This is a genomic window from Streptomyces sp. bgisy100, assembly GCF_057709105.1.
In genome coordinates this window covers 52,350-76,389 of sequence record NZ_JBYITE010000032.1, presented here as the reverse complement: position 1 = coordinate 76,389, position 24,040 = coordinate 52,350, and the positions used below count along the sequence as shown (strand labels likewise).

At 73.6% G+C, this 24,040-nt stretch carries 22 protein-coding genes; 15 read left to right on the top strand and 7 right to left on the bottom strand.

Going from position 1 to position 24,040, the window contains the following annotated elements; translation table 11 throughout:
• Positions 1–236: 236 nt before the first annotated feature.
• Entirely contained in the window at positions 237–1,592 is a 1,356-nt protein-coding gene (locus tag AC3EQ1_RS21160) for an aminotransferase class V-fold PLP-dependent enzyme (RefSeq protein ID WP_432095910.1), read from the bottom strand.
• A gap of 223 nt (positions 1,593–1,815) precedes the next feature.
• Positions 1,816–2,730, bottom strand: a complete 915-nt coding sequence (locus AC3EQ1_RS21155) for a helix-turn-helix transcriptional regulator (protein ID WP_432095903.1) — start codon at positions 2,728–2,730, stop codon at positions 1,816–1,818.
• A gap of 286 nt (positions 2,731–3,016) precedes the next feature.
• Here AC3EQ1_RS21155 and AC3EQ1_RS21150 point away from each other — a divergent pair, with 286 nt between their 5' ends.
• The 8 genes from AC3EQ1_RS21150 to AC3EQ1_RS21115 all read left to right on the top strand — a co-directional run bounded on the left by AC3EQ1_RS21150 (position 3,017) and on the right by AC3EQ1_RS21115 (position 11,587).
• Entirely contained in the window at positions 3,017–4,471 is a 1,455-nt protein-coding gene (locus AC3EQ1_RS21150; RefSeq protein ID WP_432095902.1) for a nitroreductase family protein, read from the top strand.
• Positions 4,472–4,475: 4 nt separating this feature from the next.
• Positions 4,476–6,053, top strand: coding sequence for a class I adenylate-forming enzyme family protein (locus tag AC3EQ1_RS21145; RefSeq protein WP_432095901.1), 1,578 nt, complete (start codon positions 4,476–4,478; stop codon positions 6,051–6,053).
• Positions 6,054–6,076: 23 nt separating this feature from the next.
• A complete protein-coding gene (locus AC3EQ1_RS21140; protein ID WP_432095900.1) occupies positions 6,077–6,352 on the top strand; it encodes a hypothetical protein in 276 nt (91 codons plus the stop codon).
• Positions 6,345–7,130, top strand: coding sequence for a dihydrodipicolinate reductase C-terminal domain-containing protein (locus AC3EQ1_RS21135; protein WP_432095899.1), 786 nt, complete (start codon positions 6,345–6,347; stop codon positions 7,128–7,130). Before AC3EQ1_RS21140 ends, AC3EQ1_RS21135 begins: the two co-directional genes overlap by 8 nt.
• Positions 7,127–7,870 (top strand): class II aldolase/adducin family protein, encoded by a 744-nt coding sequence (locus AC3EQ1_RS21130; RefSeq protein ID WP_432095898.1) that lies wholly within the window; start codon positions 7,127–7,129, stop codon positions 7,868–7,870. Before AC3EQ1_RS21135 ends, AC3EQ1_RS21130 begins: the two co-directional genes overlap by 4 nt.
• 64 nt (positions 7,871–7,934) lie before the next feature.
• Positions 7,935–9,203, top strand: coding sequence for an acyl-CoA dehydrogenase family protein (locus AC3EQ1_RS21125; RefSeq protein WP_432095897.1), 1,269 nt, complete (start codon positions 7,935–7,937; stop codon positions 9,201–9,203).
• Positions 9,204–9,570: 367 nt separating this feature from the next.
• Positions 9,571–10,767, top strand: coding sequence for an acyltransferase family protein (locus tag AC3EQ1_RS21120; protein ID WP_432095896.1), 1,197 nt, complete (start codon positions 9,571–9,573; stop codon positions 10,765–10,767).
• A gap of 76 nt (positions 10,768–10,843) precedes the next feature.
• The gene (locus AC3EQ1_RS21115; protein ID WP_432095895.1) at positions 10,844–11,587 is read left to right on the top strand and encodes an SDR family NAD(P)-dependent oxidoreductase; all 744 of its coding nucleotides are present in this window, start codon (positions 10,844–10,846) and stop codon (positions 11,585–11,587) included.
• A gap of 154 nt (positions 11,588–11,741) precedes the next feature.
• Here the strand turns inward: AC3EQ1_RS21115 and AC3EQ1_RS21110 are convergent, their stop codons facing one another.
• The gene (locus tag AC3EQ1_RS21110) at positions 11,742–12,353 is read right to left on the bottom strand and encodes a TetR/AcrR family transcriptional regulator (RefSeq protein ID WP_432095894.1); all 612 of its coding nucleotides are present in this window, start codon (positions 12,351–12,353) and stop codon (positions 11,742–11,744) included.
• 78 nt (positions 12,354–12,431) lie between these two features.
• Here AC3EQ1_RS21110 and AC3EQ1_RS21105 point away from each other — a divergent pair, with 78 nt between their 5' ends.
• The 4 genes from AC3EQ1_RS21105 to AC3EQ1_RS21090 all read left to right on the top strand — a co-directional run bounded on the left by AC3EQ1_RS21105 (position 12,432) and on the right by AC3EQ1_RS21090 (position 16,442).
• Positions 12,432–12,926: an FBP domain-containing protein gene (locus tag AC3EQ1_RS21105; protein WP_432095893.1), complete on the top strand. Its 495-nt coding sequence runs from the start codon at positions 12,432–12,434 to the stop codon at positions 12,924–12,926.
• 260 nt (positions 12,927–13,186) lie between these two features.
• Positions 13,187–14,704 (top strand): MFS transporter, encoded by a 1,518-nt coding sequence (locus tag AC3EQ1_RS21100; protein ID WP_432095892.1) that lies wholly within the window; start codon positions 13,187–13,189, stop codon positions 14,702–14,704.
• A gap of 287 nt (positions 14,705–14,991) precedes the next feature.
• On the top strand, positions 14,992–15,795 hold the full coding sequence (locus AC3EQ1_RS21095) for an SGNH/GDSL hydrolase family protein (RefSeq protein ID WP_432095891.1): 804 nt from the start codon (positions 14,992–14,994) through the stop codon (positions 15,793–15,795).
• A gap of 377 nt (positions 15,796–16,172) precedes the next feature.
• On the top strand, positions 16,173–16,442 hold the full coding sequence (locus tag AC3EQ1_RS21090) for a hypothetical protein (RefSeq protein ID WP_351507496.1): 270 nt from the start codon (positions 16,173–16,175) through the stop codon (positions 16,440–16,442).
• Between the two features lie 512 nt (positions 16,443–16,954).
• Here AC3EQ1_RS21090 and AC3EQ1_RS21085 read toward each other — a convergent pair.
• Entirely contained in the window at positions 16,955–17,806 is an 852-nt protein-coding gene (locus AC3EQ1_RS21085) for an oxidoreductase (protein ID WP_432095890.1), read from the bottom strand.
• Between the two features lie 205 nt (positions 17,807–18,011).
• On the opposite strand from AC3EQ1_RS21085, the gene AC3EQ1_RS21080 reads away from it, so the two are divergent.
• Positions 18,012–18,887 carry a helix-turn-helix transcriptional regulator gene (locus AC3EQ1_RS21080; RefSeq protein WP_432095889.1) on the top strand — a complete coding sequence of 292 codons (876 nt, stop codon included), beginning with the start codon at positions 18,012–18,014 and terminating at the stop codon, positions 18,885–18,887.
• Here the strand turns inward: AC3EQ1_RS21080 and AC3EQ1_RS21075 are convergent.
• Complete coding sequence (locus AC3EQ1_RS21075; protein ID WP_432095888.1) at positions 18,884–20,092, bottom strand: CaiB/BaiF CoA transferase family protein; 1,209 nt, start codon at positions 20,090–20,092, stop codon at positions 18,884–18,886. The genes AC3EQ1_RS21080 and AC3EQ1_RS21075 overlap by 4 nt on opposite strands.
• A gap of 189 nt (positions 20,093–20,281) precedes the next feature.
• Between AC3EQ1_RS21075 and AC3EQ1_RS21070 the strand changes: the two genes are divergently transcribed.
• Both AC3EQ1_RS21070 and AC3EQ1_RS21065 read left to right on the top strand, forming a co-directional pair.
• Positions 20,282–20,716 carry a VOC family protein gene (locus AC3EQ1_RS21070; RefSeq protein ID WP_432095887.1) on the top strand — a complete coding sequence of 145 codons (435 nt, stop codon included), beginning with the start codon at positions 20,282–20,284 and terminating at the stop codon, positions 20,714–20,716.
• Positions 20,717–20,909: 193 nt separating this feature from the next.
• Complete coding sequence (locus AC3EQ1_RS21065) at positions 20,910–21,434, top strand: LppU/SCO3897 family protein (protein ID WP_432095886.1); 525 nt, start codon at positions 20,910–20,912, stop codon at positions 21,432–21,434.
• A gap of 196 nt (positions 21,435–21,630) precedes the next feature.
• On the opposite strand, the gene AC3EQ1_RS21060 is transcribed toward AC3EQ1_RS21065, so the two are convergent.
• On the bottom strand, positions 21,631–22,872 hold the full coding sequence (locus AC3EQ1_RS21060) for a type ISP restriction/modification enzyme (protein WP_432095909.1): 1,242 nt from the start codon (positions 22,870–22,872) through the stop codon (positions 21,631–21,633).
• A 367-nt stretch (positions 22,873–23,239) separates the two neighbouring features.
• On the bottom strand, positions 23,240–23,986 hold the full coding sequence (locus AC3EQ1_RS21055) for a GntR family transcriptional regulator (protein WP_432095885.1): 747 nt from the start codon (positions 23,984–23,986) through the stop codon (positions 23,240–23,242).
• Positions 23,987–24,040: the final 54 nt, after the last annotated feature.

Genomic DNA, 24,040 nt, shown 5'->3' with positions numbered 1-24,040 from the left:
TGCGCCCCCACCCCCTTGCGTCCACCCGGCCCTGCGGCCCCCGCTGCCGTCATGTCCGGACCGGCCCGGTGTCCACCGAGCGGCCTGTGTTCCCCGTCCCGGATATCCAAGTCGGCCCGGTGGCCCCGCGCCTCGTTCGCCCGGTGTCACGTTCATCGGGGGCCCTCTGTGCCCCTCACGCCTTGAAGTCCGGACCAGCTCTGTTGTGGTCGGCAAGGGGCCCTCCACGCGTGAGATCAGGGGGCCGGGACGCAGCGGCCGTTCTCTGTGCGGTAGTTCCAGCGGGGGCCGTGGTGGACCAGTTCCGTCAGGGCGGCCAGGAAGCGTTCCAGGTGTTCGTCGGGGGTTCCGGCGCCGAAGCTCACGCGGAGGGCGTTGAGCGAGCGCTCTCCCGGGGCGGCTTCGGGGGCGCCGCAGTGGCCCTGGTCCGTCGGTTTGCCGCCCAGCAGGACGCGGACCAGCGGGTGGGCGCAGAACAGCCCGTCCCGCACGCCGATTCCGTACTCCGCGGAGAGTGCGGCGGCCAGGTGCGAGCTGTTCCAGCCCGCCACCACGAAGCCGATGACCGCCACGCGCGGGCAGTCCTCGCCCAGCAGGGACAGCATCGTCACCGGGCCGATCCCGGCCAGTCCTTCGGTGACCCGGGCGACCATCCGGCTCTCCCGTGCGGCGAGGCCGTCGAAGCCCGCGTCGGTGAGGGTGCGGCAGGCGGAGGCGATCGCGTGGACGCCGATGACGTTGGGGGAGCCGGCCTCGTGGCGGGTCGTGCCGGTGTGCCACTCGACGTGCAGTGTGCCGGCGGCCCGGCGGGCCACCCGTTTGCTCGCACCGCCCCCGGCCAGATACGGCTCGGCGCGGTTCAGCCAGTCGGCGCGGCCGGCGAGGACGCCGGAGCCGAACGGCGCGTACAGCTTGTGGCCGGAGAAGGCCACGTAGTCGACGTCCAGGGCGGTGATGTCCACCGGGTGGTGCGCGACGAGCTGTGCGGCGTCCAGCACCACCCGGGCGCCCCGCCTGTGGGCGGCTTCCGTCAGTTCGCGGACCGGCCAGAGTTCACCCGTCACATTGGACGCCCCCGTGACACACAGCAGCGCGGGCCCCCGGAGGCCGGTGAGTGCCCGTTCGAGCAGCTCGACGGCGTGGGTGCGGCTGCGGGGCGCGGGCAGGCAGTGGACGTCGCTCCGCCGCCACGGCAGCAGCGAGGCGTGGTGTTCGGTCTCGAAGACGAACACCCGGGTTCCGTCGGGGACCGCCGCGGCCAGCAGGTTGAGCGAGTCGGTGGTGGACCGGGTGAAGATCACCTGGTCGTCGGGGCGGCAGCCGAGGAAGCGGGCGACGGTGGCCCGGTTCTGTTCGAAGAGATCGGTGGACAGCCGGGACAGATAGCCGGCCCCGCGGTGCACGCTGCCGTAGTACGGGGCGTAGGCGGCGACGTCGTCCCAGACCTGTTGCAGCGCCGGGGTGCTCGCCGCGTAGTCCAGGGCGGCGTACGGCACTTCCCCGCCGGTCACCAGCGGTACCAGGACATCGCTTCCGAGGACCGGAAGCGGCGTGCGGACGGACTCGTCCCGGGCGGCTGACGCCTCGGACACCGACATGGCGGAACTCCCTCGGGAAGGCAGGCGAAGGGGCGAAGTGCCCTCGATTCGGCGGTGCTGGGGAGGTGCGGGGGACGGCGGGGTCACCCCGGTGTGCGGCGCCGGTGACGGCAGGCCGCGGTCAGGACCAGATCGTGGCAGAGCCGGTCCCGCCCGTGTAGAGCCCCGGTTGGCCCGTGGCGGCCGTGGCCGTCGGCGGACAGCGCCGGGGGACGTGTCATGCCTCGCCCGGTGTCCCGGCCCGGACCGGTTCGCCGGGTACGTCCTCGGCACCGTCTGCCGGGTCGGGGGAGTCCAGCAGGCCGCAGGTGCGGGCGGCCACCACCCCGGCCTCGAAGCGGCTGCTCACCCCGAGCCGGCGCAGCAGCGCGGACACCATCCGGCGCAGGGTGCGCGGTGAGACCCGCAGTTCCCGGGCGATGGCCGCGTCCTGCCGGCCCCGTGCCCACAACTTGAGGATCACCAGTTGCTGTTCCGTCAGGCGCAGGGTGCGGTTGGCCGGAACCGGGCAGGCCATGGGGTCCGCCGTCGCGTCCGGTGCGGGCACGGGGCGCGCGATGTCCCGGGCGCCGTCCCAGCAGAACTCGAAGACCCGCCCCAGCAGGCGTACCAGGGCCGGGTGCCGGACCAGCAGCAGCTTGCCCGGCGGACACACCAGGGCCAGGGCCTCGTCCACCACGATGAGGCGGAACGGTAATAACGGCGCCACCCGCACCCGGACCCCCAGACCGGAGAGTTTCTCCAGGTAGGCGGTGGTGCGGGCGCTGTGCAGGGCGGAGCTCTGGTGAATGGTGCGGATCGTCAGGCCCGCCTCCCGGCCGCAACAGCCGTCACGGCTCATCCAGTCGGCGATCAGCTGCCGGGCGAGGACCGAGGGCTGGATCACCAGGATCTGCCGACGGGCCAGTACGGCCACCGAGTTCAGCAGAGCGCGGGCCCGCTCGGGATCGGTGACGTCCTCCACGCCCGAGACGCCCGGATCCGGGCCGGAGCCGTACAGGGAGAGCGCCGCTATCTGCTCCTGCAGATAGCGCGCATGGACGGAGGCCGTCTCCAGGGCCTTTTCTTGTTGTTCCAGGAGCCGGGCCAGCGTGTGCAGTGAGCTTTCCTCATGCGATGGTGCGGGCTCCAAGATCACTGAATGTCCCCCCGGTTCATCGTCGTGTCCGTTGTCGGCCGCGACCGCCACGGGCCAACAATACGTCTGTACCGCGGAGTTCGGCTCTGAAAAGCTCACCTCTGGTTCCGCGGTCCGCGGCCCGAGAACTCCGTGTTCCGTTCGGCTTATCCGTATCCCCTGAAGGGATCAAGTCGATGACCAGAAAACTCTGCACTACTGCGAGCGATTTCATGGGTGGCGAAGGAATGCTCCCCCACCGACGGCGCGGCTCCGAGGCGGGAAGATAAGGAGTGGCCCGGTGAAGGAATCCCTGTCTGTCCTAGGTTACGGGCCCGGCGCGCCGGGCGCGGAGGATCCGGGCACGGAGCGGGCCACCGCCGGCCCCACCGACGGTGCCGCGCTCCTCTGGAAGCGGATGACGCTCTGCGCCGCTCCCACGGCCCGGCCGCCCCGGATCCCGGTACCTCCCGAACTGCGCTCCGTACTCGCCCTGTTCGAGACCGCCGCGGACGGCTCGCCGACCGGCGGCCCCTCCGCCCCCTCCGCCGGCGCCCTCTATCCGTACGAGCACTGCGCCGTCGTCCCCGGCCCGGACGGCCCGGCCCTGTACGCGCTGGACGTGGCCCGGCGCGCCTGCCGGCTGCTGCGCACCGGCGCCCGGACCGCCCGCGCCCTGGAGGACAGCGGGCTCGGCGTCCCGGGGGCGGAGGAGTCCCTGGTGCTCAACGTCGTACGGCCCTGGCTGTCGATGCGGAAGTACGGCGACCGCGGCTATCTCTACGCCCAGCTGGACACCGCCCACCTGGCGACCCATCTGCTCTGCCTGGCCGAGGACTCCCACCGGCGCGCCGAACTGCGCACCCGGTTCGCCCCGGAGCCCCTGGCCGAACTGCTCGAACTCGACCTCAACTGCCGCTTCGTGCACAGCGCGCTGGTGCTGCGGGACCGCTCCGGGAGCCCCCGGGCCGGCCATGACTGGAGCTGTACGGACGACCGGGGCGGTGTCCCCGCCGGGCGGGCCGCCGTCTGGCCGGAGACCGAGTGCCGGCGGGCGCTCACCGAGTACCGTCGCGCGCTCCCCGCCCGCACCCCGGCCGCCGCCGGGCGCCGGCCGCTGTTCCCGGCCATGGCCCCGCTGCCCGGAGCCCCCGCGTTCCCCGGCGGCACCTCGCTCACCGAGCTGGCCGCCCGGCGCCGCTCCACCAAGGACTTCGCCGAGGCCCCGCTGCCCGGCGCCGACCTGGACCGGGTGCTCGCCGCACTGCGCACCCCGCTGACCACCGACCTGCCCGACGACACGGGTCTGGGCGCCACCCTCGTCGTCCGGCGGGTGACCGGCCGCGCCCCCGGCAGCCACCCGCTGTACGGCACCGGACCCGCGGCCGCACCCACCGCGCCCGCCCCCGACGGCGACGAGGTGGTGCGGATCTGCATGGGCCAGGAACACCTCCGGCACACCGCGGCCGTGGTGCTCTTCCACGCCCCGGGCCAGGAGATCTTCCGGCCCGGCGCGGCCGGGGTCGACGAGGCCCTGCTGCGGGCCGGTGCCCTCGCCCAGCTCCTCTGCCTCGGGGCGGCCCGCGCCGATGTCGCGATCACCACCGTCGGGGGCTTCGACGCCGAACGCTGGCGGACCCTCGCCGCGCTGCCGGAGCGTCACGAGGTGCTCTACGTGGCGATGCTCGGCGTCCCCGGTGCGTCCGCAGTGAAGCTGGACCGGCTGAACCGGGCCTATGCCCACAACGAGAGGTAGCAGCGTGCTCAGTGACCTGATCTCCGGTGTCCTGCTCGCGCACGGCGAGCGCACCGCCGTCGTCGACCGCGACACCACGCTCGGCTACCGGGAGCTGTACGAGCTGAGCGCCGCCACGGCACAGGACCTGGCCGCGCGCGGCACCGGTTCCGTGGGGCGGCCCGCCGCCCCGGACCGCGCCGCACCCGGCACCGGGCGGCCGCCCGCCGACGGAGGACCTCCCGCCGAGGACCGGCCGCGGGCCGGCATCCGGGCCGCCAACTCCGCCGCCTACGTGGTGGCCTATCTCGCCGTCCTGCGCGCGGGCTGGGTGCCGTTCCTCATCGACCGCGCCGCGGGGCCGCAGGAGACCGCGGTTATCGCGGAGGACTGCGGACTGGACCTGCTGCTGCACGACGCGGACACCCCGGCCGTACCCGCGGGGGGCGTACGGCACGGCAGCGTGGGACCGCTCGCGCTCACCACGCTCCCCGCCCGGCCGGACCGCCCTCCACTCCACCCCACCACCGAGGTGTGCCGCTTCACCTCCGGCTCCACCGGCCGGCCGCACTGCATCGAGTTCTCCGCACACGCGGTGCACCGGGCCGCCCTGAACTGGGTGTCCGGCACCGGCCTCACCTCGGCCGACCGGATCGCGTGCTTCGCCTCGCTCTCCAACGGGCTGGCCTTCAACACCTCGCTGCTCCCGGCCTTCCTCACCGGCGCCGAACTGCACCTCGCCGCCGGACTGCCCACCGCCGGGCGAGTGGTCCGGATGCTGGAGCAGAGCCGGGCCACCCGGCTCGTCGGCTTCCCCGCGCTCTACGAGTCGTTGGTGCGGCGCGCCCCCGACCGGGCCGCCTTCCGCGACCTGCGGATGGCGATCTCCTCGGCGGCGCCGCTGAGCCCCCAGACCAAGGAGCGGTTCACCACGCTGACCGGGGTGCCGGTGCAGAACTACTTCGGCGCCGCGGAGGCCGGACCGCTCACCTTCGCCCCCGACCCGCTGCGGGACCCGGGGCTCGGCCGGCCGCTGCCCGGGGTGTCGCTGCGGGCCGGCACGGTGGGCAGGGCCGCCCCCGTCGAGGTCCGCAGCGAGTCCATGGGCACCCGCTACCTCAACGCGCCCGGCGCGCTGGAGAGCAGGACCACCGCCGACGGCTACTACCGCACCGGTGACCTCGGTTACCTCTACGACGGCAGCCTGGTCCTCACCGGGCGCACCAGCCAGGTGATCAACGTCGGCGGACGCAAGATCGACGCCGTCGAGGTCGCCGAGGCGCTGCGCGGCGCCGAGGGTGTCCGGGACGCCGTGGTGCTGGAGGTGACCGACCGGCACGGCAGCCCGGCCCTCGGCGCCGTCCTCGCCGCGGACGCCTCGCTCGACCCCGCCGGACCGCGCCGGCACACCGCCGAACGGCTCGCCGCCCACAAGGTGCCCAGCCTGCTGCGCGTCGTGCCGGAGATCCCCCGGGGCACCACCGGCAAACCCGCCATGGCGGAGCTGCGCCGGCTCTTCGACGAGCCCGGGCCCCGCACGGCCGTCGAAGGCCCGGGCACCGCGCCCCGCACGGCCCCCGAGGCCCCCAAGGAAACCGTGTGACACCCCCCGAAGGAGACAGCCCCATGTCGGTTCCCCCGGCGGACGCGCTCCGCGCCCGCGTCGTCCGTATCGTGCTCGACTGCGCCGAGGGCGACCTCACGGAGGCCGAACTGGCCGCCACCGGCTGGTCCCTCTCCAAAGTCAGCTACTCCTCCCTCTCCTACATCCGCATGATCGACGCCCTGGAGAACGAACTCGGCGTCTATCTGGACCCCGAGGAGGAGAACGAGAGCTACGAGACCGTGGACGGCATCGTGGCCCTCGTCGGGGAACACCTCGAGGAAACGGCCCGTGCCTGAACCCCGTACGGGCCCGCGCGCCGGGGTCGTCGGCGTCGTCGGCCGCGGCCGGCTCGGCAGCGCCGTCGCCCGCCGCTGCGCTGAAGAGGACCTGAAAGTACGTGAGCTGAACCCGCGGAGGCCCGATGAGTGGGACGACGGCGGGCCGCTCCCGGACGTCGTCGTCGACTGCGGCGCGCCCCCGGCCGTCGGCCGGGTGCTGGACCTGTGCGCCCGGCTGCGGGTGCCGCTCGTGGAGTGCGTGTCCGACCTCGGCCCGGGCGATCTCGCGCGGATGGCGGAGCTGGCCCGGGACACGGCCGTCGTCCGCGCCACCAACCTCTCCCTGGGCAACTACCTCCAGACCCGCGCGCTGGACCACCTCGCCGGGCTGCTGACCGCCATGGAACGGGCCGGACTGACCGGCGCCGTGCCGGAGGCGGCCGTCCTCGAACGCCACCCGGCGACCAAGGCCCACCGGCCCAGCGCGACCGCCGCGGCGCTCGCCGCCCGCTGGCGGGACCGCACCGGCCGCGCACCGTCCGATGTCGCCTCCCTGCGCGCCGGACCCCCGGTCAGCGACCACGAGATCCGCCTGGCCTGGGGCGCGCAGACACTCACCGTCCGGCACGAGGTGCACGCGCTCGACGCCGCGGCGGCCGGTGCGGTCGCCGTCGCCCGCTGGTGCGTCGGCCGGGCCCCCGGCGAGTACCCCGCGCACACCGTCTTCGACGACCTGTGGAACGCGACGGACCGCCCGGCACCCCGGAGCGGGCCGAACGGAGGGCAGCGCGCATGACCGTTATGTTCCGGCCCGGTGACCGGCCGCCCGCACGGCTGGGCGCCCAACTCGCCCTGGGCGCCCGGATGCTCTCCATGGACGGTCACGACGACTTCAACCAGGGCCAGATCTCGGCGCGGCTGCCCGGCCGGGACACCTTCTACATCAAGAACGCCCTGTGCGGCTTCGACGAGGCCACCCCCGGCCAGGTGGTGGCCGCCTCCGTCCGGGCCGACGACCCCACCGACCCCCTCGCACCCCCCGAACTCCCGCTCCATCAGGCCATCTACCGGGCCCGCCCGGACGTGGGCGGCATCGTGCACAGCCACGCACCGCACACCCTGGTGTTCGGGGCGACGGACCTGGAGATCCGGCCCGTCTCGCATGACGGAGCGCACTTCACCGGCCGCCTCGGGCTGTTCACCGACACCAGCAACACCGTGCTCGACCAGGCCACCGGCGAGGCCATCGCCAAGCAGCTGGGCGACGGCGCCGGGGTCCTGCTGCGCAATCACGGCGGCGTGATCGTGGGCCGCAGCGTCCGGCACGCCGCCGTCTTCGCCCAGGTCCTGGAACGCGCCTGCCGGCTCCAGCTCCTGGCGGAACAGAGCGGGCGACCGTACACCGTCTCCACGGCGTCGGACGTCCAGCTCAAACGGGACTTCATCTACGCCGACCTCTCCGTCCGCTCGTACTGGGACCACGCCGTCCGCCGGGTGGCCCGAGCCTGGCCCGAGGCGGCCGAGTGGCGCGGCTGACCCCTGTCGCCCCGTCCGGACGCGGCCGTCCCCGACCCCCTTCATCTCGCGGAGGACCGACCTCATGACACGACCGGCAGCACCGGCACCCCCGCCGACACCGGACACCACCGCGTCCCGCACCGGGCCGGAGGCCGATGGGCGGAACGGCACCGGATCGCACGGCACCGGGCGGGGTGGCACCCGTGCGGCAGCGCCCCGGCCGGTCCGCGCCGACCGGGACAGTGAGCTGTTCGCGCTGGCCGAAGAGCTCGCCGACCGCGAACTCGCCCCCCGGGCCGCCGACTTCGAGGCACGCGCCGAGTTCCCCCGCGAGCTCCTGCGCACCCTCGGCAAGGCCGGACTGCTCGGCCTGCCGTATCCCGTCGAGTACGGCGGCGGAGGCCGGTCGTACGAGGCGTACCTCACCGTGCTGGAGATCCTGGCCCGCCGCTGGCTGTGCGTCGCCCAGTCGGTCAACATCCATGTGCTGTCCTGCTACGGGCTGGCCGCCCACGGCAGTGCGGAGCAGCGGACCCGGCTGCTGCCCGGCATGCTCGGCGGCGAACAGCTCGGCGCCAACTGCATCTCCGAACCCGAGGCCGGTTCCGACATCTCCGCCCTCGGCACCGCCGCCGTCCGCGACGGCGACCACTACACCGTCACCGGCACCAAGGCGTGGACCAGCCATGCCGGGCAGGCCGACTACTACAACCTCTTCTGCCGCACCGGCGGCCCCGGTGTCCGCGGGCTGTCCCTGCTCCTCGCCGACGCCGGGACCCCGGGCCTCTCCGTCGGCCGGCCGGAGCGGAAGATGGGCGTCCGCTCCTCGCCCACCGCCCCCGTCGTCCTGGACGGCGCCCGGGTGCCCGCCGACCGGCTGATCGGCCGCCCCGGCAAGGGCTTCCTGATCGCCTCCGGACTCTTCGACCGCGGCCGGCTGGGCATCGCCGCCTGCGCCGTCGGCCTGGCGGGCGCCGCGCTCGACCACGCGGTGGCCTACACCCACAGCCGCCGCCAGTTCGGCCGCCCGGTGGCCGACTTCCAGGGGCTCGCCTTCCAGCTGGCCGACATGTCCACCCAGGTCGCCGCCGCCCGCGCGCTCCTGCGCGAGGCCGCCCGCTGCCTGGACGCGGGGGAGGACGCCTCCCGGGTCACCGCCGCGGCGGCCCGCGCCAAGCTCTTCGCCACCGACACCGCCATGCGGGTCACCACCGACGCCGTCCAGGCGCTGGGCGCGTACGGCTGCGTCGAGGACCACCCCGTGGAGCGGTGGATGCGGGAGGCCAAACTGCTCCAGATCATCGAGGGGACGAACCAGATCCAGCGGATCGTCATCGCCCGCTCCCTGTGACCGGAGCGGACCGTATCGGACCGCATCGGACCGGTAGAGGCGCGCATCGTTGACCGCCCGCGGCCACGACCGCCACGGGCCATTCCGGCACCTACACCGGTGCGCCGTCTTCTGCAAAGATCAGGCCCGCCGCGGCCCCCTCCTCACAGGACGCCGCGCCACCGGGGGACGTTCGGCGACGGTCCGCGCCGGTCCCGGCGACCCGCCGCACAGCGCGGTGGACCCGCCGGGGACCACGGGACACCGTGCCGGGGCCCACAGGTCCCTCCGGGCAATACCACCGTTTCGTACAGCAGCGTGCCACGGCCCAGGAGTACGGAAAGCGGGCCCTGCGCCGCCCGGATGAGCGTATCGACGAGGAAGCCACATGGACGGTAATGCGGGTCTCGTGCGCCGTGGCCGGCTGGACACGATCACCGGAATGCGCTTTGTCGCGGCCCTGGTGGTCTTCCTGTGCCACGCCGCGACGTTCAACTTCGTCGCTCCGGACACCGGAGTCGGGGACGCGTTCCACTTCGCCACCGAGAGCGCCGGCACCGCCGGGGTGACGTTCTTCTTCATCCTCAGCGGGTTCGTGCTCACCTGGTCGGCCAGGCCGGGGGAGACCTACCGCGGATTCCTGCGCCGCCGCATGTTCAAGATGTACCCGAACCACCTGGTCACCTTCGCGCTGGCCATGGCCCTCTTCGCCGCCGCCTCCACCCCGCCGGTGAGCGCCGTGCTGAACGTCCTGCTGCTGCACGCCTGGCGGCCGGCCCCGGGCGGGGGCAACGGCCCGAGCTGGTCCCTCTCCTGCGACCTGCTCTTCTATCTGATGTTCCCGCTGCTGCTGCCGCTGGTGAAGAAGATCCCGGTGGCCCGGCTCTGGCGGTGGGTCGGCGGAGTCATCGCCGTGATCATGGTGCTGCCCGCGGTGGCCCAACTGCTGCCCAGCACCCCGCGGTTCCCGGACGACTTCGACGGAACCATGCTGGAAGGGGTGTCGATGTACCCCTTCTGGTTCCTCCTCACCTTCCCGCCGGTCCGGCTGCTGGACTTCGTGCTCGGCATTCTGATCGCCCGCATCGTGCTCTCCGGCCGGTGGACCGGTCCGGGCGTCGCACAGGCCGTGGCGCTGACCGCCGTCGGCTACGTCGTGGGGCTGTTCGTGCCCTTCTACTACACCCTCGACGCGGTGTCGGTCATTCCGATGTCCCTGCTCATCGGGGCCCTGGCCGTGGCCGAGTCGCGCGGCGGCGCCTCCTGGCTGGGGTCACCGGTGTTCCGCAGGCTGGGCGAGGTCTCGTTCGCGTTCTATCTGATCCATGAGATCGCGCTGCTGTTCGTCCGCAGCCTCGTCGGATTCGACCACCATCTGCCGCCGTTCACCGCGCTGCTCGTCATCGCCGCCGCCTTCGCCCTCAGCCTGGCGCTGTCCTTCCTCCTGTACCACGGCGTGGAGACGCCCGTCATGCGCAAGTGGGCCGGGCCCCGGCGGACCGCCCCCGCGGCCGGAGCCGTCCCCGCGCCGGCCTCCCCCGGGGAACGGCCCGACGACGTGGGCGAGAAGGCCCGGCCGGTGTGACCCGGGAAGCCATCGACGTTCCTGCGGTTCCCCTGTTGTTCCCGTGCAATGAACGGCTCCGGAAAGGGAGATACTCATGAGTACGCCTCTCGACGGCAAGGTGGCCCTGGTGACCGGGGGCAGCCGCGGTATCGGGCGCGGGGTCGCCCTGCGGCTCGCCGACGACGGTGCCGATGTCGCGCTCACGTACCGCGAAAGCGCCGACAGCGCGGCCGACGTGGTCGAGCGGATCAAGGCCCGGGGCCGCCGGGCGCTCGCGGTACGGGCCGACTGCGCCGACGCGGCCGCGGTGACCGCCGCGGTCGAACAGACCGTGGCCGAGTTCGGCCGGCTGGACATCCTGGTCAACAACGCCGGGACCGGCGTCGGCGGCCCGGTCGAGGACACCCCGCTGGAGGACGTGGACCGGCTGCTGGCCGTCAACGTCCGCGCCCCCATCGTCGCCACGCAGGCCGCCGTCCGGCATCTGACCGACGGCGGACGCATCATCACCATCGGCAGCAGCGTCGCCGAGCGGGTCCCGCGCCCCGGACTGACCCTGTACGCGCTGACCAAGGCAGGGCTCATCGGCATGACCAAGGGGCTGGCCCGCGATCTGGGGCCGCGCGGCATCACCGCCAACGTGATCTCGGTGGGCCCCGTCGACACCGACTTCAACCCCGCCGACGGCCCGGACGCCGCGGCCAAGGCGGCGCGCACCGCCCTCGGCCACTTCGGGACGCCGGAGGACATCGCCGCGACGGTGGCGCACCTGGCCGGCCCCGGCGGCCGGTGGATCACCGGCGCCTCGATCACCGTGGACGGCGGCGCCAACACCTGAGCCCGGGCGGTGGAGTCCCGGGCCACGGCCACGCGCCCTGACCCGGGACGCAGCCCTGACCCGGGACGCCGCCATGGCCGGGGACGGACCGGGGCCCGGCAGGGCGGTGGGCGCCGGCCCGGCCCGGCCCGGCACCGCCCCTACCCGTAGTCCCTCACGCGCGGCCGTCCCGCGCCGCCGGCCCGGTGGTGCCCGACGGGGCGGCGGGCCAGTGCTCCAGCGCCGCGTGCAGCGCTTCGATCGCCCGCTCCCAGGAGGCCTGGATGTCGCGGGAGAAGCCGAAACCACCGGTGGCCTCGAAGCTGGCGAAGCCGTGGAACGCGCTGCGCAGCAGGCGCACGGCGTCCGTGAGGTCCGGCTCGCTCAGCTCGTAGGCGTGCAGCATGGCGTAGGTGGTCTCGGCGAGCCGGCGGTGCCCCGCCGACTCCGCGGCGACATCGGGGTCGAGCTGGATCTGCGCGGCGGCGTAACGGCCCGGGTGGGCCAGGGCGAAGTCCCGGTAGGCGTGCGCGAACGCGGTCAGGGCGTCCTTGCCCGCCCGGCCCGCCACGGCCGCCGCGATGCGGTCGGCCAGCTCGGACGCGGCCAGCACGGCGACCCGGGTCCGCAGGTCCTGAACGTTCTTCACATGCGAGTACAGGCTGGCGTCCGCCACGCCGAAACTCCGGGCCAGCGCGGACACCGTGATCTTCTCGAACCCGACCTTGTCCGCCAAGTCCGCGGCCGCCTCCGCCACCCGGCCGGAAGTCAGTCCAGCTCGACCCATGTGCCACCTCCACCACGACGTAACCTAGAGCTCCTTGGTTGTTGCCTAATATACATAGGCACTGCTAGCGTCCGCCGCATGAAGGAAGTGAGTGAGCAGGACATCCGCGCCTCGTTCGTCAACTGTTCCAAGGGAGAGGCCAAGCGCCTGGCGGTGCCGCGGGATCTGACCGAACGGCCCTGGGGGGACCTGGACTTCCTCGGCTGGCGGGACCCCGCCGCGCCGGACCGCAGCTACATCGTCGTCGAGCGCGACGGCCGGCTCATCGGCGTGACGCTCCGCTTCCCCTCCAAGCACCGCGGGCCCCTGCACCGCAGCATGTGCTCCCTGTGCCTGACCACCCACCCGGGCAACGGCGTCTCCCTGATGACGGCCCGGAAGGTGGGCCCCTCGGGCCGGGAGGGCAACTCCGTCGGGGTCTACATCTGCTCCGACCTGGCCTGCTCCCTCTACGTCCGCGGCAAGAAACTCCCGGAGCCCGGAGGGCGCTTCGAGGAGTCCCTCACCGTGGAGCAGCAGTCCGAGCGCACCCGGGCGAAGCTCTTCGACTTCGTGGACAAGCTCTACGTCTGAGGGGCCGCCGGCCGAGGGCCCTCGCCCGTACGGGTGAACTCGCCGCACCCGGCCCCCGTACCCGGCCCCCCGTCCCCGTCTCTCCGCCGCGGCTCTCGCGGGGGATGCCGCAACGCGTCCCCAACGTCCGGGCCGCGGCCCGTGCCGTCCGGCCGGCGGCCGGCCCGTACGGATCCCCCCGCGCGCCCGGCCGGCCCGTTCCCGCCGGCCGTTCCTCCGGCCGCACCGTCGAACCGCTCTCGATCACCAGGAGTTCTCCCATGTCCAAGCCCCTCGGGGCCGTGTCCGCGGCCGGCGCGGACGAGGTCCCGCCGGCCGTCCAGCGCTCCGGACTGGCCCTGCTCACCATCGCCATGGCGCAGCTCATGGTCGCCCTGGACGGCACGATCACCAACATCGCGCTGCCCAGCATCCAGTCCGACCTCGACGTGTCGGCGTCGAACCTGGCCTGGGTGGTCAATTCCTACGCCCTGGCGTTCGGCGGACTGTTATTGATCGGCGGCCGTGCCGGTGACCTCTTCGGGCGCCGCCGCATGTTCCGCTTCGGCATCGCGGTCTTCACCCTCGCCTCGCTCCTGGGCGGTCTGGCCCCGAACGAGGGCCTGCTGATCGGCGCCCGGGTGCTCCAGGGCATCGGCGCCGCGGTCACCGCGCCGACCGCCCTGTCGCTGATCGCCACCAACTTCGCCGAGGGCGAGGCCCGGAACAAGGCGATGGGCATCTACGGGGCCATGGCAGGCATGGGCTCCACCCTCGGCCTGCTCCTGGGCGGCGTGCTCACCGACGTCGACTGGCGCTGGGTCATGTTCGTCAACGTCCCGATCGGCGTGGCACTCCTGGCGGGCACCAAGTCGCTCGCCGAGGGCGAGCGCAACCCCGGACGGCTGGACATCCCCGGCGCCGTCACCGGCACCCTGGGGCTGGTCTCGCTCGTCTACGCCATCACCCGTAGCGGCGAGGCCGGCTGGAGCGACGCCCGCACCCTCGGCTGCTTCGCCGCGGCCGCCGTGCTGCTGGTGGTGTTCCTCGCCCTGCAGCGCCGGGTCGCGCACCCGATGATGCCGCTGCGGCTGTTCCGTGACCGCAACCGTTTCGGCAGCTACGCCATGGCCCTGTTCGTCGGCGCGGGCATGTTCGCCACCTTCTACTTCCTGACCCTGTACATGCAGCAGATCCTCGGGTACAGCCCGATCGAGAGCGGCTTCGCCTATCTGCCGTTCAGCGTCGGCATGGTGCTGGCGGCCACCGTCGGCTCCAAGCTGGCGGGCCGGCTGGCGCCCCGCCGGATCGCCGCCCCCGGGCTGCTCATCGGCATCGCGGGCATGCTCTGGCTCAGCACCCTGGACCCGGGGTCCTCCTACGTGACCGCGCTGATGCCGGCCATGTTCGTCACGGCGGTCGGCCTCGGTCTGACGTTCATTCCGATGACGCTGGGCGCCGTCAGCGGGGTCGACCAGCAGGACGCGGGCATCGCCTCCGCCCTGCTGAACACCGTGCAGCAGGTGGGCGGCGCGCTCGGACTGGCGGTCCTCACCACGATCGCCACGACCACGGCCGACAACCGGCTCCCCGACGCGGCCGTGACGCTCCACAAGGCCCTCGCCACCAAGGACCTGACCTTGGTGCACCGGGCCGGGGACGCGCTCACCCAGGGCTTCTCCACGGCGTTCCTCGTCGCCGCCGCGCTGTACGTCGTGGCCCTGGTCATCACGCTGGCCGCGATCAACGCCACGAAGCAGGAACAGGCGGAAGGGGCGCTGCCCGGGCACGTCGGCTGACGTACCGCGGCCCTTGACAACCGTCTCCGGCGACGGCTCCGGCGTCCATGACGACGGAGCCCGCGCCCGGGGACGCTGCGCAACGACGCTCCCACCCGGGGGCCGGCCCCTGCGGCCGGCCCCCGCTTGCTGTCCGCTGACGTGGTGCCGGGTCCGTCGAGGAGCAGTTGGGGCAGGGGGGCGCCCACCGCGCAGAAGGTCCGAACCTTTGTTTGGCATGGACACTTCCGGAGTGGCCTGGGCGCTGCTACGACAGATGTGGCAGAGGTCCTGCTAAGGGAGGTTCCATGAAACTGTCCCGATCTGCGGGTGTATCGTCCGCAATCCTCCTCAGTGCCGCGTTCGCCCTCGCCGGGGCGGGCGCGGCGTACTCCGCCGAACAGGCCGCCCCCCGCTACGTGGCCCTCGGCGACTCGTACTCCTCCGGCGTCGGCGCCGGGAGTTACGACAGCTCCAGCGGCAACTGCAAGCGCAGCACCAAGTCCTATCCCGCCCTCTGGGCAGCGGCCCACGCGCCCGCGTCCTTCTCCTTCACCGCCTGTTCGGGCGCGCGGACCGGTGACGTCCTCTCCGGCCAGCTCGCCCCGCTCAACTCCGCCACCGGGCTGGTCAGCATCAGCGTCGGCGGCAACGACGCCGGATTCGCCGACGTCATGACCACCTGTGTGCTCAACTCCGAGAGCACCTGCCTTCAGCGGGTCCAGCAGGCGCGTCAGTACGTCGCCACCACGCTGCCCGGCAAGCTCGACCAGGTCTACTCCGCCATCCGCAGCAAGGCCCCCGCCGCCCGGGTCGTCGTCCTCGGCTACCCGCGGCTGTACAAGATCAACGGAAGCTGTATCGCGGGCCTCAGCGAGAACGAGCGCTCCGCCCTCAACGCCGCCTCCGACGACCTCAACGCCGCCACCGCCAAGCGTGCCGCCGACCACGGCTTCACCTTCGGCGACGTGACCGGGACCTTCACCGGTCACCAGATCTGCTCCAGTGACAGCTGGATCCACAGCGTCACCCTGCCGATCGACAACTCCTACCACCCCAAGGCCGCCGGACAGTCCGGTGGCTATCTCCCCGTCTTCTCCTCGGCGGCCTGACAGCCGGCCGCCACCCCCACGGAGGAGGAGGCCCCTCCCCGGGGCCTCCTCGCCCACCCCGCCTCCTCGCCCACCCCGCCCGACCGGAGCGGCGCCGCCGCGGTGGCCGGGCCGGGCCGTCCGGCCGGCATCGGCGGAGAGGCCCGCCGCCGGCGCGAGCGGCCGGAGCGTGCGCCATCGGTGCGCCCCCGAGGCGGCCCGGCACCGCCCGAGACCCCCCGTCGCGCAACGCGCCCCCGGTGCACCGCAGTTCACCTCAGAATGTCAACACCCTTGCCGGGAAGGTGAATCGGGGCCCCGCGGATGCGCGGGTGACGTGACGGGACGGTAGGGTTAACCTGCCCGGGTCGGGTGCCCTCGTTTGGGTGGGGAGTCTCATGGAACAGATAGCAATGCGCAGCAGGGCTCGAGTCCCTGCCATCAGCTGCGGAAGCAGCGCGTCCAGTACGCGCCTCGACCGCCATCTCGCCGTGCTGGCCGGTCCTGCCGTGCCGTCGTGCGAGGCGGAGGAGGCCACTCTGCTGATGCGGGAGATAACGTCCCGTGACGTGCGGGCGGTGTCGAGCAGGGGTGCACGGGTCTCCCGGGTCTCGCTCTTCGCCCCGCTGCGACGGCTCCGCCGCTCGCTCTTCGGCAACCACGGCTGACCCGGCCCCGCCCACCCGACCGGGCGCACGGTCTCAGGCCCTGTCCGGCACATCCGCCCCGGGCGGCGGTGTGCCGGCACGCCCTCCCTCGTAGCCCTTCGGGCACGGGAGGCGCCCCCACGCCGCGTTGTCGGTCGACGGCGCGGCCCGTTGGGCTCTCTCCCCCTGGGCCTGGCGGCCCGGGAGGTACCCCCGCCCTGGGCCTGGCGGCCCGGGAGGTGCCCCCGCCCTGGGCCTGGCGGCCCGGGAGGTACCCCCGCCCCCCGCTGTGCGACCGCCCGCACCGGCGCACCGCCATCCCCGCCCCTGGCGGCCCGGCGCCACATGTCGGCCGGCGTCAACATGTCCGACCGCCCCCTGGCTTGAGTTCTGACCTCCACCCGGTTGCCGGGAGGCGCTGGGCGGCGTGAACCGCTACGAGCAGGTCCGGCCGTGATGGACCAGGAGCGGGCCGGCTCGGTGATGACGGCCGCCGTCGAGGCTCCGCGCCAGGGGCCCGACAGCGAGTGACGTCAGGCGGGCCGGCTGACGTCGTCGAAGTCGGTGGAGGCCGACAACTCGGCCCATGCCAGCATGTCGCGCTCGAAGGTGTCGCGTCCGGCCTGGACGAGCCGAAGCGCGTCGGTGCCGAGCAGCAGGCGCGCCGGCGGCCGGCCGGCCGCCACGATGCGCAGCACGGCGGCCGCGGCCTTGTCCGGGTCACCCGGCTGGTGCCCGCTGCCGTGGATGCGCCGGGCGCGCAGCGGCTCGAACAGCTCGTCGTAGTCGGCGATCACACGGGGTGCGCGGATCATCGAGCGGCCGGCCCAGTCGGTCCGGAAGCTGCCCGGCTCGACGGCGGTGACATGGATGCCGAAACCGGCGACCTCCTTGCCGAGCGTTTCGAGGATGCCCTCCACCGCGAACTTGCTGCCGTGGTAGAAGCTGAGGCCCGGCATGGTGATCAGCCCGCCCATCGAGGTGACGGCGATGATGTGGCCCGAACGGCGCTCCCGCATGTGCGGCAGCACGGCCTTGATCATCGCCACGGTTCCGTAGACGTTCACCTCGAACTGACGGCGAAGGTCATCCATCGACGACTCCTCGAAGAGGCCGTCATGGCCGTACCCGGCGTTGGCGACGAGTACGTCGACCGGGCCCAGGTCACGCTCGGTCCCGTCCACGACCGTGTCCACCGCGTCATGGTCGGTCACGTCCAGGATGCGGGCGTGCGCGTCGCCGGCGAGCGCCTCGAAGGCCCGTGCGTCGGCGGGCGTGCGCACCGTGCCCACCACCCGGTGGCCCGCGGCCAACGCGGCGCGTGCGAGTGCGCGGCCCAGGCCGGTGCTGACGCCGGTGATCAGGAATGTCTTGGTGTCCGACACAGGAGTTCCCTTCGTACGATGCGAACAGAGGCCGGCCGGGGCGGTTGGGTCCCGGCCGGTCTCGACACGTTCCACTTCAGCACCGGAATCGGCCGCTGATCGGCTTCCGGGGGGTGCGCTTCGCCCCGGGGCCGGCCGGACCGGGGGACTGCCGGTCCCCCTTTCGCGGGCCGTCGGGGCGATCTCGGGCCCTATCGTGAACGGCATGGACCGCAACACAGCTCTCGGTGAGTTCCTCCGCTCCCGGCGGGCACGGATCACCCCGCGCCAGGCGGGCCTGTCCGACGACGGCGGCTCCCGGCGAGTGCCGGGACTGCGCCGCGAAGAGATCGCGCAACTGGCGGGCGTGAGCGTCGACTACTACGTGCGCCTGGAACGCGGACGCCGACTGAACGTCTCCGAGACCGTGCTGGACGCCATCTCCCGCGCGTTACGCCTCGATCCCGACGAACGCGCCCATCTGTTCCAGCTCGCCAAGCCCGCCGCGGGCAGGACCCGCCGCACGGCGACGCGTCCGCAGCCGGTCCGCCCGGGCCTGCGCGACCTCCTCCGGACCCTCGAGCACACCCCCGCACTTGTGCTGGGGCGGCGACTGGACGTACTGGCGTCCAACCGGATGGCACGTGCGCTGCTCACCGACTTCGACGCGCTGCCGCACCGCGAACGGAACCTGGTGCGGTTCATGTTCTGCGACGAGACCGCCCGCACGCTGTACACCCACTGGGACACCCACGCCCACGACATCGTCGCCTCGCTCCGGCGCGACGCCGGACGCCATCCCCACGATCCACTGCTGGCCGAACTCGTCGGCGAACTCTCGATCACGGATGAGGACTTCCGCCGCTGGTGGGCCGACCAGAACGTGCATCGGCACACGCATGGCAGCAAACACTTCCACCACCCGGTCGTCGGCCCGCTCACCCTCAACTACGAGTCCCTGACCCTGCCCGCCGACCCGGACCAGCGGCTGAGTGTCTACACCGCCGAGTCGGGCTCCAGCTCCGAAGAGGCGCTTCGGCTACTGGCCGCGTGGATACAGCGGCCCGAGACCTCGCACGGGCCGCACGCGGAGTCGAGCTAGGCCACGACACCGTCCCGGCGCAGCGCGGCGACCTGCTCGTCCGTCATCCCCAGGGCGTGCAGCAGCGCTCCGGTGTGTTCCCCCAGGGCCGGTACGGCTCCCGTGGGCGGTGCCTGCCCGCCGGGCAGGGTGATGGGCGGGAGCAGCGTGCGCAGGGGGCCCGCCGGTGAGGCGACCTCCTGCCACCGCTCCCGGGCCGCCAACTGGGGGTGGGCGGCCAGCTCGGCCACCCCGTTGAGCCGGGCGCAGGCGATGCCCGCCCGCTCCAGCCGCTCCACCGCCTCCCCGGCCGTCATCCCGCTCAGCGCCTCCGTGACGGCCGCGTCGGTCTTCGTGCGGTTCCGGGTCCGGGCCACATTGGTGGCGTGGTCCGGGTCCTCGGCCAGTTCGGGCCGTTCCAGCACCTGTTCCGCGAGCCGCCGCCACTCCCGGTCGTTCTGCACCGACAGCAGGACCAGCGGCCCGTCGGCCGTCGGAAAGGCGTTGTACGGGGCGATGACGGCGTGCGCGACCCCGGTGCGCGCCGGAGGCTCGCCTCCGTACATCCCGAAGTACAGCGGATGCCCCATCCACTCGGCCAGCGCGTCGAACATCGACACCTCGACCGGGCCGCCGCGGCCGGTGACACCGCGCCGCAGCAGCGCCGCGAGCACCCCGGAGAAGGCGTACATCGCGGCGGCGATGTCGGCCGCGGGGATGCCCGCCTTCACCGGCTGCTCCGGTGTGCCGGTCACCGAGACCAGCCCGGCCTCGCACTGCACGAGCATGTCGTAGGCCCGCTTGTGGGCGTACGGGCCGTCCGGCCCGTAACCGGAGATGTCCACGGCCACCAGCCGGGGGTGGCGCGCGCACAGCGCCGCGGCGTCCAGCCCCAGCCGGGCCGCCGCGCCCTGGGCGAGGTTCTGGACGAAGACGTCCGAGTCCGCCAGCAGCCGCTCCAGGATCTCCCGGCCCCGCGCCTCCTTGAGGTCCAGCGCGATCGACTCCTTGCCGCGGTTGGCCCAGACGAAGTGCGAGGCCAGGCCGTGCACCGCGGTGTCGTAGGCGCGGGCGAAGTCGCCGCCGTCCGGCCGCTCGACCTTGATCACCCGGGCGCCCAGGTCGGCGAGCTGCCGGGTGGCGAAGGGCGCGGAGACGGCCTGTTCGACCGCGACGACGGTGATGCCGTCGAGCGGCAGGGGCTGCGGCTGTGCGGAGTCGTTCATGGACCTGGTCCTATCGCGCCGGCCGGGCGTTTGTCATCGGTGCCGGAGGGGCCGCGGCGAGTGGCGGTGATCACTTCCTGAAGGCAGCCATGGCTCGGTGCGGGGGCGATTCCGGGCCTCAGCGGGAAGCGTTCTTCCTCTCCTCACATGCAGAGGTGAGCATCACAGTCCCCCTGCTATGGTCCGCCGATGGCATCGGTCAAGCAGTTCCAAGTCACCTTCGACTGCGCGGAACCCGAGCGCGTCGCTCGTTTCTGGTGCGAGGTGTTGGGGTACGTCGTACCGCCGCCACCGGAGGGTTTCGCCACGTGGAACGATTTCGACCGCTCGCTGCCGCCTGAGCGTCAGGGGTCGGCGTTCGCCTGCGTGGATCCCTCAGGGGTGGGCCCGCGGCTGTTCTTTCAGCGCGTTCCCGAAGGCAAGGCCGTCAAGAATCGGCTGCATCTCTGCGTGCGGGTCGGCACCGGACTCGTAGGGGAAGAGCGCCTGGCGGCGCTCGAGGCCGAGTGCGCACGCCTGCTCCCGCTCGGCGCGGTGCGCGTGCGACTGCTGCCTGCCGACGAGGACAACGAGTCGTGCCTGGTGATGCAGGACATCGAGGGCAACGAGTTCTGTCTCGACTGAGCATCCTCCGAGGCGGAGAGGTGAGGAGTCCGGGGCCCGGACCGGGCTCCGCAGGGGACATCGCGGGCGTATGGCGACGCACAGGGACAGCAGTGGCCCCCGGGCTCGGGGCTCCGGCGGCCGGGCGCTAACTTGTCGGCTCCACGTCAATCTTGACGTGGCATCACCGTACTGTCATTCATGGGGGACTCGTATGTCTACGCCTCAGCCGCCCGGCGGCTACCACCCGTACGGCCAGCCGCAGCAGCCGCCGTACGGCGCACCGCCGCAGCAGGGGCCCTACGGTCAGCAGCCCCACCCGGGGCAGGCGCCCTACGGTGGGCCGCAGATGATGCCCGGTCCCGCACCGCGCCCGCCGCGGCGGCCCGGGAGCAGCCTCAAGGTCAAGATCTTCGCGGTGGTCGTCGCCCTCGGCATCGCCGCCGTCTGGAGCTACAACAGCAAGGGCAACACCCTCACCAAGAACAAGCACGGACGGACCGTCGCCAAGGGCGCGGAGAAGGCCGCCGTCTCGGCCGAGCCGGGCGACTGCGTGCAGAACAAGGGCACCGAGGGCAAGCCCGTGATCGAGATCGTCGAGTGCGGGAGCGTCGAGGCCGAGTTCACGGTGGTGGAGACCGAAGGCGTGGACACCTGCCCGGCCGGCACCAGCCGGTACCAGGAGCTCCGCAGGGGCGTGCCGCAGATCACGCGCTGTCTGAAGCCGCTCGAGAAGTAGGTACCGAGCGCGGGACGCCGTGAGGGGGCGGGTGTCCGGGCCGGCTGCGCCGTCGGTGCGCTGTGCCCGGGCCCGCTCCGCCCGCGGTCCGGTCCGCTGTCTCCAGCAGGACCGGGTGCCCACCCGGGCGATGAGGGACCACGCCCGTCGGCCCGCCGCAGTGGTGGTCGGCCGGCCGCAGTGGCGCCGCACCGGCTCAGAGCAGGGCGAACTGGCCGTTCGGGCCTTCCTCGTGGTGGTCCAGCACGGACGCCGGGTGGCGGGCCGCGGCCGGGGCGGGCAGCACACCGGCCGCCCGCAGTTCGTCGGCCGTGAGCTGCGGCCCCTCGGTGAGGATCCCGGCCAACTCCCGCTGCTGCGGCTGGAGTTCTGCCAGCAGGGCGAGCACGGTGATCAGTTCCAGCAGGTCGGAGGTCCACTCCCGCGGCCAGAGAGCCGGCCGGACCGCGTCCAGGGGCCCGGCCGGTGCCGGGGCCGTGCGGAGCTCGACCCAGTGCTCCAGCACGCGGACCCCCGCGGCCCGGAACTCCCAGGCACCCGTGGGCACCGGCGCGATCCGGCCCTCGCCCAGGTGCAGGGTCTCCGCGTCGGCGTCGTAGCGCAGCGTGCCGGACAGGTCGCGGAGGCTCGACGGGAGGGCGGCCCGGACGTACGGGCGGCGCCCGCCGGGCAGTTTGGGGCGGTCGTCCGGCGACCGGCCGCAGCGCGCGCCGTGCGTGTACAGCCACAGCATCCGGCGGCCGAGCGCCACCCCGGTGTCCCAGACGGCGGGGGAGAGCGGGAGCGGCACGGCGCAGCCGCCCGCACCGTGCGCCGCGGCGGCGGTGGTCCAGGCGAGGAAGTCCTCGGCGCGGACGGCCCGGCCGAGCAGACCGGTGAGCCGGTCGAGCAGGCCGGGCGCCAGGTTGGGCTCCCGGCCGCCGGGCCGCCGGAAGAGCGGCCGGATCCGCCCGGGCCGGCCGGCCGGCGCGTACCCGTCCGGGAGCAGCGCGGAGCACACCACGGCCGGTCCGGCCGGGCCCGGGTCACCGAGCGGGGCCCGGCCCTCCGCCGCGCGGGCGGCGGGCACCGGGCCGCGTGCCTGTTCCACCATGAAGGTCTGCCCGGGGCCGGCCACCCGCCACAGCTCCGGCCGGGCCGCGTCGATCAGCCGGTGGTCGGGGATCAGCCACTGCTGGTCGAACGGGCCGTGCAGCACCCGCACCGGCTCGGGACACGGGCCGCGCTCCACGGCGAGCGGTGCCGTCGGGGCGTCGTGGCCGGGCAGCTGGGGCACCGCGCTGTGCGGTCCGCGGATCCGCGAGGGCTGGAACAGGGCGGCGCGCTCCTCGGCCGATGCGCACCGCACCAGGGCGTCCCAGCGGGCGCGCAGGGACGCGGCGTCCGGGGCGAGAGGCCAGGCCCGGCCCGCCCGCAGCGGCGCCACGGACCAGGGCATCAGGTCCGCGAGCAGCGGGGCGCCGGGCGGCGCGGCCCCGGGGGCCGGCCGCTCCTCGGCTGGTTTCGCCGTCACGCAGCGGCCCTCCCCGGCGCGATGGACATCGCGGAACGTCCTTCCGTCCGCCCGCATGGTACCCACGCGGCCCGCGCGGGGGACCCGCTTGCGGCCGGGGTCACCGGACCGAGGGCGCAGCGGGCTCCTGCGGCCGGGACCGCGGGGCCGGTCCTGTCTCCACCCCGCTGTGCCCCGGACCATCAGGTCTCCACCCCGCACCGCGGCCCCCGTCCGCCTCCCGCCCCGTCCGTCTCCCGCGTTGCCGGCCGGCACAGCCCGGTCCTGTGGTCGGAACCACCGTGGGTGGCCCTCATGCCTCCAGAGTCACCGTGAAGGAGAAGCGGTCCCCGCGGTAGCGGATCCGCGCCACGTCGACCACCCGGCCGGACTCGTCGTACGTCACGCCCGTGTAGTGCAGGATCGGGCTGAGCAGCGGCACGTTCAGCAGCCGGGCGGTCTCCGGGTCGGCGAGGCGGGCCTCGACGGTGTCCGTGATCCGGCTGATCCGCACCCCGACCGCGTCCCGCAGCACCTTCGTCATCGGCAGGCGCGTCAGATCGGCGAGGTCGATCCGCTCGGCGAGCTCGGGCCGTACCGCGTTCTCGGCCCAGTTGGTCGGTTCGCCGCTGCTCTCCTCGCAGCGCAGCCGCCGGTACTCCACCACCTCGTCCAGACCGGGGAAGTGCTCCGCCAGATCGGCCGGGACGGGCACCGCCCCGTGGCTCAGGACGGTGGCCCGCTCGCCCGACTGCTGGGCCACGATGGCGTCCACCGAGCCCAGCAGCCGGACCGGGGCGCCGCGCTGTGCGGACGGTTCGATGAACGTCCCGCGCCGCCGGTGCCGGCTGATCAGCCCCTCCGTCTCCAGCTCCTTGAGGGCCTGGCGCATGGTGAGCACGCTGACCCCGTAGTGCTCCGCCAGCCGGTCCTCGGTGGGCAGCCGCAGCGGCTCCTGCGGGCTGCGGCCCAGTATCGAGGCCCGCAGCGACTGCGATACCTGGTACCACAGCGGCAGCTTGCGGTTCAGTACGAGGGAGTCGGGGGCGAAGGTGGTCACGGTGCGGCTCCGGGGCGATGACGGCTGGGCCGGGGGCCGCGGGCACCCGTGTCG